Origin of the sequence: Streptomyces ossamyceticus, from assembly GCF_001418475.1 — a bacterium.
Taxonomy (GTDB): domain Bacteria; phylum Actinomycetota; class Actinomycetes; order Streptomycetales; family Streptomycetaceae; genus Streptomyces; species Streptomyces ossamyceticus.
On record NZ_LIQX01000119.1, the window covers coordinates 1 to 17266 of the forward strand.

Annotated in this window: 11 protein-coding genes and 2 pseudogenes; 2 read left to right on the forward strand and 11 right to left on the reverse strand. The window is 66.9% G+C overall.

Going from position 1 to position 17266, the window contains the following annotated elements; translation table 11 throughout:
* The 7 genes and pseudogenes from AOK15_RS10665 to AOK15_RS10695 form a co-directional block, all read right to left on the reverse strand.
* Nucleotides 1-201, reverse strand: a pseudogene (locus tag AOK15_RS10665) (hypothetical protein); the annotation flags it as partial.
* The gene (locus AOK15_RS10670) at nt 198-749 is read right to left on the reverse strand and encodes an RNA polymerase sigma factor (protein WP_055515259.1); all 552 of its coding nucleotides are present in this window, start codon (nt 747-749) and stop codon (nt 198-200) included. The gene AOK15_RS10670 and the pseudogene AOK15_RS10665, both read right to left, overlap by 4 nt.
* Before the next feature lie 251 nt (nt 750-1000).
* Nucleotides 1001-2194 (reverse strand): elongation factor Tu, encoded by a 1194-nt coding sequence (gene tuf, locus AOK15_RS10675; protein ID WP_055515262.1) that lies wholly within the window; start codon nt 2192-2194, stop codon nt 1001-1003.
* A gap of 156 nt (nt 2195-2350) precedes the next feature.
* Nucleotides 2351-4477 (reverse strand): elongation factor G, encoded by a 2127-nt coding sequence (gene fusA / locus AOK15_RS10680; protein WP_055515263.1) that lies wholly within the window; start codon nt 4475-4477, stop codon nt 2351-2353.
* Nucleotides 4478-4516: 39 nt separating this feature from the next.
* Entirely contained in the window at nt 4517-4987 is a 471-nt protein-coding gene (gene rpsG / locus AOK15_RS10685; protein ID WP_003992340.1) for a 30S ribosomal protein S7, read from the reverse strand.
* A gap of 2 nt (nt 4988-4989) precedes the next feature.
* Entirely contained in the window at nt 4990-5361 is a 372-nt protein-coding gene (rpsL, locus tag AOK15_RS10690; RefSeq protein WP_003948652.1) for a 30S ribosomal protein S12, read from the reverse strand.
* Nucleotides 5362-5827: 466 nt separating this feature from the next.
* Nucleotides 5828-6379: a DUF1707 and DUF4190 domain-containing protein gene (locus AOK15_RS10695; protein ID WP_390948147.1), complete on the reverse strand. Its 552-nt coding sequence runs from the start codon at nt 6377-6379 to the stop codon at nt 5828-5830.
* 300 nt (nt 6380-6679) lie between these two features.
* On the opposite strand from AOK15_RS10695, the pseudogene AOK15_RS10700 reads away from it, so the two are divergent.
* Both AOK15_RS10700 and AOK15_RS10705 read left to right on the forward strand, forming a co-directional pair.
* Nucleotides 6680-6952: pseudogene (locus AOK15_RS10700) on the forward strand (cyclic nucleotide-binding domain-containing protein); the annotation flags it as partial.
* 340 nt (nt 6953-7292) lie between these two features.
* Complete coding sequence (locus tag AOK15_RS10705; protein WP_055515265.1) at nt 7293-7643, forward strand: hypothetical protein; 351 nt, start codon at nt 7293-7295, stop codon at nt 7641-7643.
* 196 nt (nt 7644-7839) lie between these two features.
* Here AOK15_RS10705 and AOK15_RS10710 read toward each other — a convergent pair whose 3' ends face one another.
* From AOK15_RS10710 to rplJ, 4 genes are all read right to left on the reverse strand, one after another.
* Nucleotides 7840-11739, reverse strand: a complete 3900-nt coding sequence (locus AOK15_RS10710) for a DNA-directed RNA polymerase subunit beta' (protein WP_055515268.1) — start codon at nt 11737-11739, stop codon at nt 7840-7842.
* 93 nt (nt 11740-11832) lie between these two features.
* The gene (rpoB, locus tag AOK15_RS10715) at nt 11833-15318 is read right to left on the reverse strand and encodes a DNA-directed RNA polymerase subunit beta (protein WP_055515271.1); all 3486 of its coding nucleotides are present in this window, start codon (nt 15316-15318) and stop codon (nt 11833-11835) included.
* A gap of 647 nt (nt 15319-15965) precedes the next feature.
* Complete coding sequence (rplL, locus tag AOK15_RS10720) at nt 15966-16349, reverse strand: 50S ribosomal protein L7/L12 (protein WP_107099379.1); 384 nt, start codon at nt 16347-16349, stop codon at nt 15966-15968.
* A 121-nt stretch (nt 16350-16470) separates the two neighbouring features.
* Nucleotides 16471-17001, reverse strand: coding sequence for a 50S ribosomal protein L10 (gene rplJ / locus AOK15_RS10725; RefSeq protein ID WP_009330729.1), 531 nt, complete (start codon nt 16999-17001; stop codon nt 16471-16473).
* Nucleotides 17002-17266 lie beyond the last annotated feature (265 nt).

The window sequence follows — 17266 nt, forward strand, 5'->3', positions numbered from 1 at the left end:
GGTCGACGACGGCACCGCCACCACGACCCCCACCGCCACGGCACACGCCGCGAGGGCGACGAGCGCCCGCCGCGGCGTGACCCGGCGCCGGAGCACCGGCTCCCCCTCCGTCCGGTCCGCCGCCCTGAGCGCGATCTCCCGCTGGAGTTCGCCCAGCAGCCGGTCCTCGAACGTGTGCCCCGTCTTCCTCGTCGTCGTCATGCCTTTCCCCCTGCGTAGCTGAGCCCTGCCGTCTGCTCCATCGGCGCCGCGGCCGACCGCAGCGCCTTGCGCGCCCGGTGCAGCCGCACCCTGGCCGTGACCTTGCGTATCCCCAGCGCCGTCGCGGCCTCCGTGACGCTGAGCTGGTCGACCGCGACGAGTTCGATCACCGCGCGTTCCCCGTCGGGCAGCCCTTCCAGCGCGGCCAGCGCCCGTCGCCCGGCCGCCTCCGCGTCGAGCTTCTCCTCCAGCCGGTCGATGTCGTCGCCGTCGAGCAGCCGACGGCCGGCGATACGGCTGCCGAGGACGCTCTGGCGGGCGCTGCGCCGGGCCTCCGCGGCGACGACGTTGCGCGCGATGCCGTAGAGCCAGGCCGTCTCGCTCCCGAGGTCGGCGCGGTAGGCGTGCGCGGAGTCGATGGCCGCGAGGAAGGTCTCGGCGGTGAGGTCGGCGACGGTGTGCGGGTCGGTGACCCGCCGGGCCATGAACCGGGTGACCGTGTCGACATGGCGGCGGTAGAAGACCTCGAACGCCGCGGGATCGTACATCTCCCCCCGCGGACCGCCCCGGCTTCTGCTGTCCGGTGCCAAGGTGTGTACCTCCCGTCGTCGGTCATGCTGTCACCTGTACTTGGCCGGGGAGGGCGAAGGCGTTACCGGGCGGGCCGGAAACAACGGACCCGGGATGCAGCGGCCCCGGGGACATCGACCCTCGGGAACGACGAAAGGGCCCGTACGACCGAAGTCGTACGGGCCCCTTCTGGAGCTCGTGCTGGAGCTACCAGGTCAGATCAACGGACTTACTTGTTGATCTTGGTGACCTGGCCGGCGCCCACGGTCCGGCCACCCTCACGGATGGCGAACTTCAGGCCCTCTTCCATGGCGATGGGCTGGATGAGCTCGACCTTCATCTCAGTGTTGTCGCCCGGCATGACCATCTCCGTGCCCTCGGGGAGGGTCACAACACCGGTCACGTCAGTCGTACGGAAGTAGAACTGCGGACGGTAGTTGTTGAAGAACGGCGTGTGGCGGCCACCCTCGTCCTTGGACAGGATGTAGGCCTGGGCCTCGAACTCGGTGTGCGGGGTGACCGAACCCGGCTTGATGATGACCTGGCCGCGCTCGACGTCCTCGCGCTTGATGCCACGGAGGAGCAGACCGACGTTCTCACCGGCCTGGCCCTCGTCGAGCAGCTTGCGGAACATCTCGATGCCGGTGACCGTGGTGGTGGTCTTCTCGGTCTTGATGCCGATGATGTCGACGGTCTCGTTGACCTTGAGGACACCACGCTCGATACGGCCGGTGACGACCGTACCGCGACCGGTGATGGTGAAGACGTCCTCGATCGGCATCAGGAACGGCTTGTCGACGTCGCGCTCCGGCTCCGGGATGGCGGAGTCGACGGCGTCCATCAGGTCCAGGACCGACTGGCCCCACTCCTTGTCGCCCTCGAGCGCCTTGAGCGCCGAGACCTTGACGACCGGCAGGTCGTCGCCCGGGAACTCGTACTCGGAGAGGAGCTCACGGACCTCGAGCTCGACGAGCTCAAGGATCTCCTCGTCGTCCACCATGTCGGCCTTGTTCAGGGCGACGACGATGTACGGAACGCCGACCTGGCGGGCCAGGAGCACGTGCTCCTTGGTCTGCGGCATCGGGCCGTCGGTGGCGGCGACCACGAGGATGGCGCCGTCCATCTGCGCCGCACCCGTGATCATGTTCTTGATGTAGTCGGCGTGACCCGGGCAGTCGACGTGCGCGTAGTGACGCGACTCGGTCTGGTACTCGACGTGCGCGATGGAGATGGTGATACCGCGCTGGCGCTCCTCAGGAGCCTTGTCGATCTGGTCGAAGGCCGAGGCCTCGTTCAGGTCCGGGTACTTGTCGTGCAGCACCTTGGTAATGGCGGCCGTGAGGGTCGTCTTACCGTGGTCGATGTGACCGATGGTGCCGATGTTGACGTGGGGCTTAGTCCGCTCGAACTTCGCCTTCGCCACGGGGTCCTCCTGTGGAGTGGTTCTGAACGCCTTGCTTCATCGGCGCCAGGTGATCTTTGCTGGAAAGCCCGGGCCCCGGGGTCAAACATCCGCGTTCGCGGGGGTTTGACCCCGTAAGGCTCCGGAGTCAAGCCTAAAGGCTGGAACTCTACTGAGTTACTCGCCCTTGGCCTTCGCGATGATCTCCTCGGCGACGTTCCGCGGAACCTCGGCGTAGGAGTCGAACTGCATGGAGTAGCTGGCGCGGCCGGACGTCTTGCTGCGCAGGTCGCCGACGTAGCCGAACATCTCCGAGAGGGGCACGAGGCCCTTCACGACACGGGCACCGGCCCGCTCCTCCATGGCCTGGATCTGGCCACGGCGGGAGTTGATGTCGCCGATGACCTCACCCATGTAGTCCTCGGGCGTGGTGACCTCGACGGCCATCATGGGCTCGAGCAGCACGGGGCTGGCCTTGCGGGCGGCCTCCTTGAAGGCCTGCGAACCGGCGATCTTGAACGCCAGCTCGGAGGAGTCGACCTCGTGGTAGCCACCGTCGATCAGGGTGACGCGCACGCCGGTCATCTCGTAACCGGCGAGGATGCCGAACTGCATGGCCTCCTGCGCACCGGCGTCCACCGAAGGGATGTACTCCTTCGGGATACGGCCACCGGTCACCTTGTTCACGAACTCGTACGAGGCGTCGCCGCCCTCGATCGGCTCGATCGCGATCTGCACCTTGGCGAACTGGCCGGTACCACCAGTCTGCTTCTTGTGCGTGTAGTCGACGCGCTCGACGGCCTTGCGGATCGTCTCGCGGTAGGCGACCTGCGGCTTGCCGACGTTGGCCTCGACCTTGAACTCACGGCGCATACGGTCGACCAGCACCTCGAGGTGCAGCTCGCCCATACCGCCGATGATGGTCTGGCCGGTCTCCTCGTCGGAGTGGACCTGGAAGGACGGGTCCTCCTCGGCCAGGCGCTGGATCGCGACGCCGAGCTTCTCCTGGTCGCCCTTCGACTTGGGCTCGATGGCGACCTGGATGACCGGGGCCGGGAAGTCCATGGACTCCAGGATCACCGGCTGCTTGTCGTCGGCCAGCGTCTCACCGGTGGTGGTCTGCTTCAGGCCCATGACGGCGACGATGTCGCCGGCGCCCACCGAGTCGATCTCCTCACGCTTGTTCGCGTGCATGCGGTAGATCTTGCCGATGCGCTCCTTCTTGCCCTTGACGGAGTTCAGCACGGCGGTGCCGGACTCCAGGCGACCGGAGTAGATCCGGACGAAGGTGAGCTTGCCGAGGTGCGGGTCGCTCATGATCTTGAACGCCAGCGCGGACAGCGGCTCGTCGTCCGACGGCTTGCGCTTGATGACCTCTTCCGGGTCGTTGACGGCGTGGCCCTCGATGGCCTCGACGTCAAGCGGCGTCGGGAGGTAGCGCACGACCGCGTCGAGCAGGGGCTGGACGCCCTTGTTCTTGAACGCGGTGCCACAGAACACCGGGGTGACCGTGGTGTCCTTGGACTTGCCGGACGCGATGGTGATACGACGGATCGCCGCGTACAGCTGCTCCTCGGAGGGCTCCTCGCCCTCCAGGTACAGCTCCATCAGCTCCTCGTCGTTCTCGGCGACGGCCTCGAGCAGCTTGCCGCGCCATTCCTCGGCAGCCTCGGTGTGCGTGGCCGGGATGTCGACGGTGTCGTACATCTCGCCCTTGGCGGCCTCGGCGGACCACACGAGCGCCTTCATGCGGACCAGGTCCACGACGCCCTTGAAGTCGGCCTCAGCACCGATGGGGAGCTGCATGACGAGCGGCTGGGCGCCCAGGCGGTCCGAGATCATGTCCACGCAGCGGTGGAACTCGGCGCCGGTGCGGTCCAGCTTGTTGACGAAGCAGATGCGGGGCACGCCGTAACGGTCGGCCTGACGCCACACCGTCTCGGACTGCGGCTCCACGCCGGCAACGCCGTCGAACACCGTCACGGCGCCGTCGAGGACGCGAAGCGAACGCTCCACCTCGACGGTGAAGTCGACGTGACCCGGGGTGTCGATGATGTTGATGGTGTGGTCGACACCCTCAAGCGGCCAGTGACAGGTGGTGGCAGCAGAGGTGATCGTGATGCCACGCTCCTGCTCCTGCTCCATCCAGTCCATGGTGGCGGCGCCGTCGTGGACCTCACCGATCTTGTAGCTGACGCCGGTGTAGAAGAGGATCCGCTCGGTGGTGGTCGTCTTGCCCGCGTCGATGTGGGCCATGATCCCGATGTTGCGGACCCTGGCCAGGTCAAGTGAAGTGGTAGCCATAAGGCTTCAGTCTTCTCTCGGTCTCGATGGGGTCTGCGACTACCAGCGGTAGTGCGCGAAGGCCTTGTTGGACTCGGCCATCTTGTGGGTGTCCTCGCGCTTCTTCACAGCGGCGCCGAGGCCGTTGGAGGCGTCGAGAAGCTCGTTGAGCAGACGCTCGGTCATCGTCTTCTCGCGACGGGCGCGGGAGTAACCGACGAGCCAGCGCAGCGCGAGCGTGTTGGCACGACCGGGCTTGACCTCGATCGGAACCTGGTACGTCGCACCACCGACACGGCGGGACTTGACCTCGAGGGTCGGCTTGATGTTCTCCAGAGCGCGCTTCAGCGTGATGATCGGGTCGTTGCCCGTCTTCTCACGCAGGCCCTCCATGGCGCCGTAGACGATGCGCTCGGCGGTGGAGCGCTTGCCGTTCAGCAGCACCTTGTTGATGAGCGACGTGACAAGAGGAGAACCGTAGACCGGGTCGATGATGACCGGGCGCTTCGGGGCGGGGCCCTTACGAGGCATTCTTACTTCTCCTTCTTGGCGCCGTAGCGGCTGCGGGCCTGCTTGCGGTTCTTGACACCCTGGGTGTCGAGCGAACCGCGGATGATCTTGTAGCGAACACCCGGCAGGTCCTTCACACGGCCACCACGCACGAGCACGATGGAGTGCTCCTGCAGGTTGTGTCCCTCACCCGGAATGTAAGCGGTGACCTCGATCCCGCTGGTCAGACGCACACGCGCGACCTTACGCAGGGCCGAGTTCGGCTTCTTCGGGGTGGTCGTGAACACACGCGTGCAGACGCCGCGACGCTGAGGGGAACCCTCGAGTGCGGGCGTCTTGTTCTTCTCGACCTTGTCCTGCCGGCCCTTACGGACCAGCTGCTGGATCGTAGGCACTACTTCTCCGGTTTCTGTGTGCCGAATGGTGAAGCTAACCCGGAACATCTCCGACCCACGCGGTCGGGTGTGTCGAATACTGCGGGTTCCCGCCGCGAGGCAGAAGGGCGCAGATTACGGCGTCCGCTTACGGCTCCCACCTGTGCGGTTCAAGGCACGCACGAGAGCCAGGGCACACCCCAGGCACAAGGTCTGAGCGTACCTATCGCATTCGCTACGGTCAAAACAAATGGGTACGCGCTACGCGGGACCCGGCCGCGGACGCCGTGTCGCCGTGCGACGAGAGGGCCGTCAGGCGGGTGCGGGCTGTCGGTGACCGGTCGCCGTGGGGCGCGGGGGATGTCGGCGAGCGCGGGGCCGTAGGGGCCGGAGATGTCGGCGGGCGCGGGGCCGTGGGTGGCCGGTCGCGCAGCCCCGCGCCCTTGGGAAATTCGGGCTCATCCCCTGGTCATCGGCTCGACCGTCGTCAGACTCCGCTTTCCGAGGCGACCCCGGCGATGATCATGATGGCGAGGAAGAAGGCCCAGCCGGCGACCGAGAGCCAGCCCAGGATGAGGCCCGCCAGGGCGAAGCCCTCGCCACCCTCGCCGGTGCGCTTGATCTCGGAGCGAGCGGTGTGACCGAGGATGACGGCCGGGATACCGGTGAGCCCCATGGTCATCGTGGTGAGCACCCCGCACACCATCGCGCCGACGGCCTTGCCGTTGGTGGGCGGGGGCGGAACGGGGGCCGGCATGAACGTACGCGGGACCATCGGTGGCATCGCGGGCATCGCACTCGGCTGCATGGCCGAGGGCCCCTGCGGCAGGTCGGCGACCAGAAGGGCCAGCTCGCCCACCGTGCGCGCGGTGTAGGCCCGCTCGATGCGCTTCTCATACTCGTCCTGCTGGAGGCGGCCTTCACTGAAACCGGCCCGCAGGACATCCACGGCACGCTCACGATCGGCATGGGCGGCGAGCAGGGACGGACTACTGCCCTGCGCCTGCCACGGCATCGGCTGCCACGACGGGTTCGACACGAGAAACACTCCCCCGGACTGGTTGTGCCTCCAATGATGCTCCAACGCACGCCCCCCGGCACAGGTTCCCGGACGCCGGTTGTGTTTCGTTTCCGCTACCGGTGTCCCGGTTCGGCGACGGAGCGGACGGTCGACGTCCGCGACGGCGACCGGACGATGCCCCGTGGGCATGAAGCGGCGGCAGGGGGCGAGTGTCGGCCAGGCGGCCGATTGCAGCTCGTTCCCCGCCCCGCCGCCTCAAGTACGTTGAGTGGTCGCGGTATCGACGGCATCGGCACAGGTGGACGCGGGGGCGAGGGCATGACCGGGGGGCGTACGCGCGCATGGGACGACGACGGGTTCGACGACCGCGTGCCCTTTCTGGCCCGGCTGGAGAAGGAGGACCGCGCCGCCCTCCTGGCGGCCGGCTGGCCGCTGCGGTACCGGGAGCGCGCCGTGATCATGCACCAGGACGAGCCGTCCACCCATGTGCTGCTGCTCCTGCACGGCTGGACCAAGGTGACGGCCATCGCCGCCAACGGCTACGAGGCGCTGCTCGCCCTCCGCGGCCCCGGCGACCTTCCCCGGCGAGGGCACCACGCTCAGCCCGCAACGCCTGGCTGACCGCCGCGAACACCCTGCCCCTGGCTGTACTGCTGGAGGTTCCGCGGGTCCCGGCGATCCTGCACGACTGATGCACCGGCGAGTCGGCGGTGGACGGCCGTCAGGGCGTACGGCCTGCCGGGCCACGCCCACCACAAGGCCACCCCGCGTGCCCTGCTCGACGCCGTCCGCCGCCCCCTCGACGGCGACGACGAGAAGGCGGACGTCCAGCAGCTCGCGGACGCCCTGGAACTGCTCCTCCTCGCCATCAAAGGGCCGGTCCTCGCCGCCCTGGCCGAGTACCTGCCACCCCACCCCGACCGCGCCGTCCATGACCGGGCCCGGCGCCCCTTCGTCGAGGCCTGCTGCCAGGACCCGGTACCTGGCCGCCTTCTGGGAGGCCGCCCTCGGCGACCATGAACTGACCGCCCAGGCCCTGCGGACACTGCACAGCTGGATCCTCACCGCCGGCCGGGCCCGGCAGCCCGAGGTCGCCCCCGCGTCCCTGCTGCCGGCGCTCACAGGTACGCCCGCCAAGGTCCGCCGCCGTTCACGAGGTGAACACCGATCCGCACCCCTTCCAGCTGCGGTCGGTCTGCTCGCCGGAAACGGCTGGATCCCGCCGGGCTCCCGCCTGCCGCCGACGAGCACGCGGCCGGCCTCGGTTTCGCCCAGCAACTGATGGCTGCGCGAGGACCTCGCGGGCTCCTCGCCTCGCACCCCGACGTCCACACCCGGCTCCACCGCCTGCGGACCCACAGGGACAGCGGGCGCTGACACACCCGGCCCCGACACCCGTCCGGGCACCCCACCCCCAGAACCCCGAAGGGCGCCCACCCCGCGCAAGCGGAGTGGGCGCCCTTCAGCAGACGTACGCCTTACTGGTTGTACGGACCGTAGTCGTAGTCCTCCAGCGGAACGGCCTGGCCGGAGCCCGTGCCGAACGGCGAGTAGTCGATGTCGTCGTAGCCGACGGCCGAGTACATCGCGGCCTTGGCCTCCTCGGTCGGCTCGACCCGGATGTTGCGGTAGCGGGACAGACCCGTACCGGCCGGGATGAGCTTACCGATGATGACGTTCTCCTTGAGGCCGATCAGCGAGTCGGACTTGGCGTTGATCGCCGCGTCCGTGAGGACTCGCGTCGTCTCCTGGAAGGACGCCGCCGACAGCCAGGACTCCGTGGCCAGCGAGGCCTTGGTGATACCCATGAGCTGCGGACGACCGGAGGCCGGGTGACCGCCCTCCTGCACCACACGACGGTTCTCCTGCTCGAAGCGGGAGCGCTCGACCAGCTCGCCGGGCAGCAGCTCGGCGTCGCCGGACTCGATGATCGTCACGCGGCGGAGCATCTGCCGGATGATGATCTCGATGTGCTTGTCGTGGATCGACACACCCTGCGAGTTGTACACCTTCTGGACCTCGCCGACCAGGTGGACCTGGACGGCACGCTGACCCAGGATGCGCAGCACGTCGTGCGGGTTGGTGGCACCCACGGTGAGCTTCTGGCCCACCTCGACGTGCTCGCCCTCGCTGACCAGGAGACGGGCGCGCTTCGAGATCGGGTACGCCGTCTCGTCGCTGCCGTCGTCCGGCGTGATGACGATCTTCTTGGTCTTCTCGGTCTCCTCGATGCGGACGCGACCGGCCGCCTCGGAGATCGGGGCGACACCCTTCGGGGTACGGGCCTCGAAGAGCTCGACGACACGCGGCAGACCCTGCGTGATGTCGTCACCGGCCACACCACCGGTGTGGAAGGTACGCATCGTCAGCTGGGTACCGGGCTCACCGATGGACTGGGCGGCGATGATGCCGACCGCCTCACCGATGTCGACCAGCTTGCCGGTGGCCAGGGAGCGGCCGTAGCACATGGCACACGTGCCGACCTTGGACTCACAGGTCAGGATCGAGCGGGTCTTGACCTCCTCGACACCGTGGTGCACGAGCTGGTCGATGAGCACGTCACCGAGGTCCACGTTGGCCGGCGCGATCACCTTGCCGTCGATGACGACGTCCTCGGCGAGCATACGGGCGTAGACGCTGGTCTCGACGTCCTCGGCCTTGCGCAGGACACCGGTCTCGTCCTTCGAGGCGATCCGCAGCTTCAGACCGCGCTCGGTGCCACAGTCCTCCTCGCGGATGATGACGTCCTGCGAGACGTCCACCAGACGACGGGTCAGGTAACCCGAGTCGGCGGTACGCAGGGCGGTGTCCGCCAGACCCTTACGGGCACCGTGCGTGGAGATGAAGTACTCCAGCACGGACAGACCCTCACGGAACGAGGCCTTGATGGGACGCGGGATCGTCTCGTTCTTCGCGTTCGACACAAGACCACGCATACCGGCGATCTGACGCATCTGCATCATGTTGCCTCGTGCACCCGAGTTCACCATCATGAAGATCGGGTTGGTCTTCGGGAAGTTGTCGTTCATCGCCTCGGCGACCTCGTTGGTCGCCTTGGTCCAGATCGCGATGAGCTCCTGCGTGCGCTCGTCCTTGGTGATCAGACCGCGCTCGTACTGCTTCTGGACCTTCTCGTCCTGCGCCTCGTACCCGCGGACGATCTCCTTCTTCGCCTCGGGGACGACGACGTCGGAGATGGCCACGGTGACACCGGAACGGGTCGCCCAGTAGAAGCCGGCCGCCTTCAGGTTGTCGAGCGTCGCCGCCACGATGACCTTGGGGTAGCGCTCGGCGAGGTCGTTGACGATCTCGGAGAGCTGCTTCTTGCCGACCTCGTAGTCGACGAACGGGTAGTCCTCGGGCAGCAGCTCGTTGAAGAGCGCGCGGCCCAGCGTGGTCCGCAGGGTGAAGGTGTCACCCTGCTGCCACTCGGGCTCGCCCTCCTCACGCGCCGGCGGGGTCCAGCCGCGCGGCGGGATGGTGCCCACCGGGAAGCGGATGTCCACGCGCGACTGCAGCGAGAGCTCGCCGGCGTCGAACGCCATGATCGCCTCGGCCACGGAGGAGAAGGAGCGGTCCTCGCCCTTCACGTTCCGCATCTCGCCGTCGGTGGTGAGGAAGAACAGACCGAGGACCATGTCCTGGGTCGGCATCGTCACCGGACGGCCGTCGGCCGGCTTGAGGATGTTGTTCGAGGACAGCATCAGGATGCGGGCCTCGGCCTGCGCCTCCGCGGACAGCGGCAGGTGCACGGCCATCTGGTCACCGTCGAAGTCCGCGTTGAACGCGGTGCAGACGAGCGGGTGGATCTGGATGGCCTTGCCCTCGACCAGCTGCGGCTCGAAGGCCTGGATGCCGAGGCGGTGCAGGGTGGGAGCACGGTTCAGCAGAACCGGGTGCTCGGCGATGACCTCTTCGAGGACGTCGTACACGACCGTGCGGCCGCGCTCCACCATGCGCTTGGCGCTCTTGATGTTCTGCGCGTGGTTCAGGTCGACCAGGCGCTTCATCACGAACGGCTTGAACAGCTCCAGCGCCATCGCCTTCGGCAGACCGCACTGGTGCAGCTTCAGCTGCGGACCGACGACGATCACGGAACGCGCGGAGTAGTCCACACGCTTGCCGAGCAGGTTCTGACGGAATCGACCCTGCTTGCCCTTCAGCATGTCGCTGAGGGACTTCAGCGGGCGGTTACCGGGACCGGTCACCGGGCGGCCGCGACGACCGTTGTCGAAGAGGGCGTCAACAGCCTCCTGAAGCATGCGCTTCTCGTTGTTGACGATGATCTCCGGAGCACCCAGGTCGAGCAGGCGCTTCAGACGGTTGTTGCGGTTGATCACACGGCGGTACAGGTCGTTCAGGTCGGAGGTCGCGAAGCGGCCACCGTCCAGCTGCACCATCGGACGCAGGTCCGGCGGGATGACCGGCACGCAGTCGAGCACCATGCCCTTGGGGCTGTTGCTGGTCTGCAGGAACGCGGAGACGACCTTGAGGCGCTTGAGCGCGCGGGTCTTCTTCTGGCCCTTGCCGGTGCGGATGATCTCGCGGAGGCGCTCGGCCTCCTCGTCCAGGTCGAAGGACTCCAGGCGCTTCTGCAGCGCCGCGGCACCCATCGAACCGTCGAAGTACGTGCCGAAGCGGTCGCGCAGCTCGCGGTAGAGGAGCTCGTCGCCCTCCAGGTCCTGGACCTTGAGGTTCTTGAACCGGGTCCACACCTCGTCGAGACGGTCGATCTCGCGCTGCGAACGGTCGCGCAGCTGCTTCATCTCACGCTCGGCGCCCTCGCGCACCTTGCGGCGCACGTCGGCCTTGGCGCCCTCGGCCTCCAGCTCGGCCAGGTCGGTCTCGAGCTTCTTCGCGCGGGCCTCCAGGTCGGCGTCCCGGCGGTTCTCGATCTGCTGCCGCTCGACGGAGACGTGCGCCTCCAGGGAGGGCAGGTCGCGGGTGCGGCGCTCCTCGTCGACGTACGTGATCATGTACGCCGCGAAGTAGATGACCTTCTCCAGGTCCTTCGGGGCGAGGTCGAGCAGGTAGCCCAGCCGCGACGGGACGCCCTTGAAGTACCAGATGTGGGTGACGGGGGCGGCGAGCTCGATGTGGCCCATCCGCTCACGGCGCACCTTGGCGCGGGTCACCTCGACGCCGCAGCGCTCACAGATGATGCCCTTGAAGCGGACGCGCTTGTACTTGCCGCAGTAGCACTCCCAGTCCCGGGTCGGACCGAAGATCTTCTCGCAGAAGAGTCCGTCCTTTTCGGGCTTCAGGGTGCGGTAGTTGATCGTCTCGGGCTTCTTGACCTCGCCGTGGCTCCACTGACGGATGTCGTCAGCGGTAGCCAGACCGATCCGGAGCTCGTCGAAGAAGTTGACGTCGAGCACTATGCGTCAATCCCTCTCAGGGTTGTAAGTCTTTGGTCTGAAACGGGGGTCCTGGGGCCGGCCGGGCTCGTCATGAGCCCGGCCGAACTCCCGTCAGACCTCTTCGACGCTGCTCGGCTCGCGCCGGGACAGGTCGATGCCGAGCTCCTCCGCAGCGCGGAAGACGTCCTCGTCGGTGTCACGCATCTCGATGGACATACCGTCGCTGGACAGCACCTCCACGTTCAGGCAGAGAGACTGCATCTCCTTGATGAGCACCTTGAAGGACTCGGGGATGCCGGGCTCGGGGATGTTCTCGCCCTTGACGATGGCCTCGTAGACCTTCACGCGGCCGGTGACGTCGTCGGACTTGATGGTCAGCAGCTCCTGGAGGGCGTACGCGGCGCCGTAAGCCTCCAGCGCCCACACCTCCATCTCACCGAAGCGCTGGCCACCGAACTGGGCCTTACCACCCAGCGGCTGCTGGGTGATCATCGAGTACGGGCCGGTCGAGCGGGCGTGCAGCTTGTCGTCGACCAGGTGGTGCAGCTTCAGGATGTACATGTAGCCGACCGAGATCGGGTCCGGGAACGGCTCACCGCTACGGCCGTCGAACAGCCGCGCCTTGCCGGACGGGAGCACCATGCGCTCGCCGTCGCGGTTCGGGATGGTGTGCTGGAGCAGACCCGCCAGCTCGTCCTCACGGGCACCGTCGAAGACCGGGGTGGCGACGTTGGTGCCGGGGGCGACACTGTCGGCGCCGATGACCTGCAGACGCTGCGCCCACTCGTCGGCGAGACCGGAGACGTCCCAGCCGCGGCTGGCGAGCCAGCCGAGGTGGATCTCCAGAACCTGTCCCGGGTTCATTCGGGACGGCACACCGAGCGGGTTGAGGATGATGTCGACCGGGGTCCCGTCCTCGAGGAACGGCATGTCCTCGATGGGCAGGATCTTGGAGATGACACCCTTGTTGCCGTGACGGCCGGCGAGCTTGTCACCGTCGGTGATCTTGCGCTTCTGCGCGACGTAGACGCGCACCAGCTGGTTGACACCGGGGGGAAGCTCGTCGCCCTCCTCGCGGTCGAAGACGCGGACGCCGATGACCTTGCCGATCTCGCCGTGCGGGACCTTCAGCGAGGTGTCACGGACCTCACGGGCCTTCTCACCGAAGATCGCGCGCAGCAGGCGCTCCTCGGGCGTCAGCTCGGTCTCACCCTTGGGCGTGACCTTGCCGACGAGGATGTCGCCGGCGACGACCTCGGCACCGATCCGGATGATGCCGCGCTCGTCGAGGTCGGCGAGGACCTCCTCGGAGACGTTCGGGATGTCCCGGGTGATCTCCTCGGGGCCGAGCTTGGTGTCACGGGCGTCGACCTCGTGCTCCTCGATGTGGATCGAGGAGAGGACGTCGTCCTGCACGAGGCGCTGCGACAGGATGATCGCGTCCTCGTAGTTGTGACCCTCCCACGGCATGAACGCCACGAGCAGGTTCTTGCCGAGCGCCATCTCGCCGTTCTCGGTGGCGGGACCGTCGGCGAGGACCTGGCCCTCGATGATGCGGTCGCCCTCGTGGACGATGACCTTCTGGTTGACCGAGGTGCCCTGGTTGGAGCGGGCGAACTTGGCCAGGCGGTACGTGATGTACGTGCCGTCGTCGTTGGCGGTGGTGATGTAGTCCGCGGAGACCTCCTGGACCACACCCGCCTTCTCGGCCTTGACGACGTCGCCGGCGTCGACCGCGGAGCGGTACTCCATGCCGGTGCCGACGAGCGGGGCCTCGGACTTGATCAGCGGCACGGCCTGGCGCATCATGTTCGCGCCCATGAGGGCACGGTTGGCGTCGTCGTGCTCGAGGAACGGGATCATGGCGGTCGCGACCGACACCATCTGGCGCGGCGAGACGTCCATGTAGTCCACGTCGTCACCGGGAACGTAGTCGACCTCGCCGCCACGACGGCGGACCAGGACGCGGTTCTCGGTGAAGCGCAGGTCGTCGTCGAGCGTGGCGTTGGCCTGCGCGATGACGAATCGGTCTTCTTCGTCGGCCGTCAGGTAGTCGACCTCGTCGGTGACGACGCCGTCGACGACCTTGCGGTACGGCGTCTCCACGAAACCGAACGCGTTGACGCGGCCGTAGGAGGCGAGCGAACCGATCAGACCGATGTTCGGGCCTTCGGGCGTCTCGATCGGGCACATGCGGCCGTAGTGCGACGGGTGCACGTCACGGACCTCGAAGCCGGCCCGCTCACGCGACAGACCACCGGGACCCAGCGCCGAGAGACGACGCTTGTGCGTCAGACCCGACAGCGGGTTGTTCTGGTCCATGAACTGCGAGAGCTGGCTGGTGCCGAAGAACTCCTTGATGGAGGCGACGACCGGCCGGATGTTGATCAGGGTCTGCGGCGTGATCGCCTCGACGTCCTGGGTCGTCATGCGCTCACGGACGACGCGCTCCATACGGGCCAGACCCGTACGGACCTGGTTCTGGATGAGCTCGCCGACGCTGCGCAGACGACGGTTGCCGAAGTGGTCGATGTCGTCGGTCTCGACGACGATGCTCGTACCCCGGTCGCCGACCGTCTCGGTCTCGCCCGCGTGCAGCTTCACCAGGTACTTGATCGTCGAGATGATGTCCTCGACGGTCAGGATGCCCGCGTCGAGCGGGGCGTCCGCGCCCAGCTTCTTGTTGACCTTGTAGCGGCCGACCTTCGCGAGGTCGTAGCGCTTGGGGTTGAAGTACAGGTTCTCCAGCAGCGTCTGCGCGGCCTCACGCGTGGGGGGCTCGCCCGGGCGCAGCTTGCGGTAGATGTCGAGCAGCGCGTCGTCCTGGCCCTGGGTGTGGTCCTTCTCCAGGGTGGCGCGCATGGACTCGTACTCGCCGAACTCCTCCAGGATCTGCTCGGTGGTCCAACCGAGGGCCTTGAGGAGGACGGTCACGGACTGCTTGCGCTTGCGGTCGATACGCACACCGACCATGTCGCGCTTGTCGATCTCCATCTCCAGCCAGGCACCCCGGGACGGGATGATCTTGGCGGAGAAGATGTCCTTGTCGGACGTCTTGTCGATGGAGGAGTCGAAGTAGACACCCGGCGAACGAACCAGCTGCGACACCACGACACGCTCGGTGCCGTTGATGACGAAGGTGCCCTTGTGGGTCATGAGCGGGAAGTCGCCCATGAAGACCGTCTGGGACTTGATCTCGCCGGTCTCGTTGTTGGTGAACTCGGCCGTCACGAAGAGCGGGGCCGCGTACGTGAAGTCGCGGTCCTTGCACTCGTCGATGCTGTTCTTCGGCGGCTCGAAGCGGTGGTCGCGGAACGTCAGCGACATCGACCCGGAGAAGTCCTCGATCGGGGAGATCTCCTCGAAGATCTCCTCCAGACCGGACTTGGTGGGGACGTCCTGTCCGTTCTCCAGAGCCTCCTCGACCCGACTCTGCCAAGCGGTGTTCCCGAGCAGCCAGTCGAAGCTCTCGGTCTGCAGCGCGAGCAGGTTGGGAACCTCGAGAGGCTCCTTGATCTTTGCAAAGGAGATGCGCAGCGGGGCGGTGCTGGCGCCGTTGTTCGTATTCGCGGTCGAGGCGTTGCGCGAGGCGGCCAAGAGGGGGTCCTTCCGAGGGCTCGGACTCACTACGCGCGTACCGGCCCCTCTCCTGCGCAAAGCGAACAGGCTGTTCCTGAACTGACAGATAAGGCCAGGTCAGGAATGGTCTCTTCGTCGATGCTCAAGTGAGGGCATGCCCCTGGTGACGGGCAGGGGACAGCTAACAGGCAGCGCAAAGGGTCAGTGTAGCCACTTGGCACACTGATGTCCAGTGCGGGTTTTTCGAGACCCTCGTTGTTCTCGACACCTGCGCAAGCCCACGCCCTCAATGCACGTTGATACTGCCCTCTTCGCCGTCGATCCATGCCTCGGATTTCGGATCGGTGTGACGACGCGTCCTGAGAATTGCGCGCTGCGTGCGGTTCGTCAAGGCCCCTCATGCCCGATCCGCCTACCGCGATCGTCACTCGCGGCCCGTCACCCAGGGCGCTCGGAGGCACGACGAAGATCACCATACTCGTCGCCACCGACAGTGCAAGGCAGCCGTCACTCGACGTCCCGGAACGCCGAAGGGCGACCACCCAGTTGGGTGATCGCCCTTCAGTGTGCTCGCGTTACAGATTCGAACGAGTTTTTGCCACTCGTCTCAGATCCGTGTCGCACGGGCCCTCGCGGGCCCGGGAAGCTGGCGGACCAGCGAGGCCTTACTTGACCTCGACGGAGGCGCCGGCGCCCTTGAGGGACTCGGCGGCCTTCTCCGCGGCGTCCTTGGCGACCTTCTCGAGAACGGGCTTGGGAGCGCCGTCCACGAGGTCCTTGGCCTCCTTCAGACCCAGCGAGGTCAGCTCACGCACGACCTTGATGACCTGGATCTTCTTGTCGCCGGCGCCGGTGAGGATGACGTCGAACTCGTCCTTCTCCTCCTCCTGCTCGGACGGGACGCCGGGGACGGCGGGGCCGGCAACGGCGACCGCGGCGGCGGCGGTGACGTCGAACTTCTCCTCGAACGCCTTCACGAACTCGGAGAGCTGGATGAGGGTCATGCCCTCGAACTCGGCGAGCAGTTCGTCCTGGGTGAGAGCCACGATGGCTTTCCTTCCACTAATTCGGCTGGTGCCGGATGTACATGTATGGCGGGCGTACGTTCGGCCCGCTACGACCTCTGCCTGTGGCTCAGCGCCTCAGGCGGCGGTCATTTCGCGAGCCGAGTTACTCGGCACCGCCCTGCTCGTCCTGCTTGGCGCGAAGCGCGTCCACGGTGCGGACGAGCTTCGACGGGAGCGCCTGGAAGACCTGAGCAGCCTGCGTCTGCTTGCCCTTCAGGGCGCCCGCCAGCTTGGCGAGCAGAACCTCGCGGGACTCGAGGTCCGCAAGCTTCTTGATCTCGTCGGCGGACAGCGCCTTGCCGTCAAGGACACCGCCCTTGATGACGAGGTTCGGGTTGTCCTTGGCGAAGTCACGAAGACCCTTCGCCGACTCCACCGGGTCACCGGTGACGAAGGCGACCGCCGTCGGACCGTTGAACAGGTCGTCGAGCGTCGTGATCCCGGCCTCGTTGGCCGCAATCTTGGTCAGCGTGTTCTTCACCACGGCGTACTGGGCGTTCTCACCGAGCGAACGACGCAGCGTCTTGAGCTGCGCCACGGTGAGACCCCGGTACTCGGTCAGCACGGCGGCGTTCGAGCTACGGAACTGCTCCGTGAGCTCGGCCACCGCGGCAGCCTTGTCGGGCCTTGCCATAGAGCGTCGGCCTCCTTCCGGGTGATGAGGACCGCTCGGAAGGGGCTGCGTCAAAACGAAACGCCCCGGCGCAGGCGCACGGGGCGTAGCTCAACCGAATGAATTCCGCTGGAGACGGAACAGATCCGGGAGCAACTTCCACAGTCACCTGCGCGGGTCGTCCGCATTCAGCGGATCCTTCGGCCACCGAGCCCTCTCTACGAGCACACGGCAACGACCAGCGGTCTTTGGCTTCCTCGGAAGAGTACGGGACCGTGTCGCCGTC